The organism is Ferruginibacter sp. (genome assembly GCF_031430955.1).
In the GTDB taxonomy this organism is placed as follows: domain Bacteria; phylum Bacteroidota; class Bacteroidia; order Chitinophagales; family Chitinophagaceae; genus Ferruginibacter.
On sequence record NZ_JANPCM010000652.1, the window covers coordinates 1 to 1,518 of the forward strand.

A 1,518-nucleotide genomic window follows, 5' to 3' on the forward strand; every position below is an offset into this window, starting at 1 on the left:
CTTATCTCCGAGCTTATGGGGGTATCAGCCATAATAAATGGTTCGGCCTTATACTCTTTATCATATTTCTCCAAAGAAATTTCCCTCCCCTTTAACCAGTTATCGTTACTGCGGTAAAAAGTTGCTTTATGTTTAGAGTCGAACTCATAACTTTTTAAAATGCAGGTATGCAAATCAAAAAAACTTTGTGTATGACGGATAGCAATATCCCTGTAAATACTGTCGTCATCTTCCCAATAAATTCTGAAACGTAAAATAGCCATGGCGTAAAAATAAAGAATTTAATATAGTAATTGAGAATTTGGCCCTGTAAATTTGGAATTAGGAATGTGGGATTGGGGATTTGGCAATACAGTTGAAGAATATAACAAGTAATAAAACCTAATTCCAAATTACCAATTACTAATTCCTCTGATTTAATTCCCGATTCCTAATTCCTTTGCTTTAGCAATCATAAAAGCGTACGCAGCATTATATTCATTTGGAATTTCTCCATCTAAAATGGCATCTCTTATAGCATTTTTTATAATACCTACTTTTCTATCAGGAGGTAAATTAAAAGCCTGCATTATTATTTCGCCGGTTATGGGAGGTTGCCAGTTGCGCAGGTGATCGCTTTCCTCCACTTCGGCACAACGTTTACGCACCATGTCGAAATTATTTAAAAACCGCTGTACTTTTTGTTTGTTTTTACTGGTAATGTCGGCTGCACACAAAGTCATTAGTGCATCAAAATCTTCACCGGCATCAAACAACAATCTTCGTACAGCGCTATCGGTAATATTTTCTTTGGTAAGACTGATGGGCCGCAAATGCATTTCTACCAGCTTGCGTACAAATTTCATTTTTTCATTTTGCGGCAATTTTAATTGAGCAAAAATTTTGGGCACCATTCTGCCGCCTAAAGCCTCATGTCCATGAAAGGTCCAGCCATGGCCTTCTTCAAATTTTTTTGTGGCGGGCTTGGCAATATCATGTAATATAGCAGCCCAGCGCAACCACAAATCGTCAGTATTGGGTGCAATATTATCCAGCACTTGTAAAGTATGATAAAAATTATCTTTATGCCCCATGCCATCTATATATTCAGCACCAACCAATGCCACCATTTGGGGAAAAATAATTTTTAATAAACCACTTTTATATAACAGATCAAAACCAATGGAGGGCTTTGGCGATAAGATAATTTTATTCAATTCATCAGCAATTCTTTCGCCGCTAACAATCTTTATTCGCTCTTTATTTTCTGCAATGGCTGCAAAAGTTTTTTCTTCAATAGTAAAATTTAATTGCGTTGCAAAACGAATGGCCCTCATCATGCGCAAAGGGTCATCACTAAATGTTATGCCTGGCGCCAATGGCGTTTGCAAATTTTTTAATTCTAAATCTGCAATACCATTAAACGGATCAACCAGTTCACCAAAATCATTTTTATTTAAACTTATCGCCATTGCATTAATGGTAAAGTCTCTACGGTTCTGGTCATCTTCTAAAGTACCGGTTTCTACGGCAGGTTTA

1 protein-coding gene and 1 pseudogene are annotated in these 1,518 nt (G+C 36.7%); both read right to left on the reverse strand.

What is annotated here, in order from left to right; genetic code table 11:
- Positions 1 to 263, reverse strand: a pseudogene (locus ACY65O_RS18470) (IS1096 element passenger TnpR family protein); the annotation flags it as partial.
- Positions 264 to 416: 153 nt separating this feature from the next.
- Positions 417 to 1,518: CCA tRNA nucleotidyltransferase (locus ACY65O_RS18475; protein ID WP_462222334.1), on the reverse strand; the 1,102-nt coding region annotated here is incomplete at its 5' end.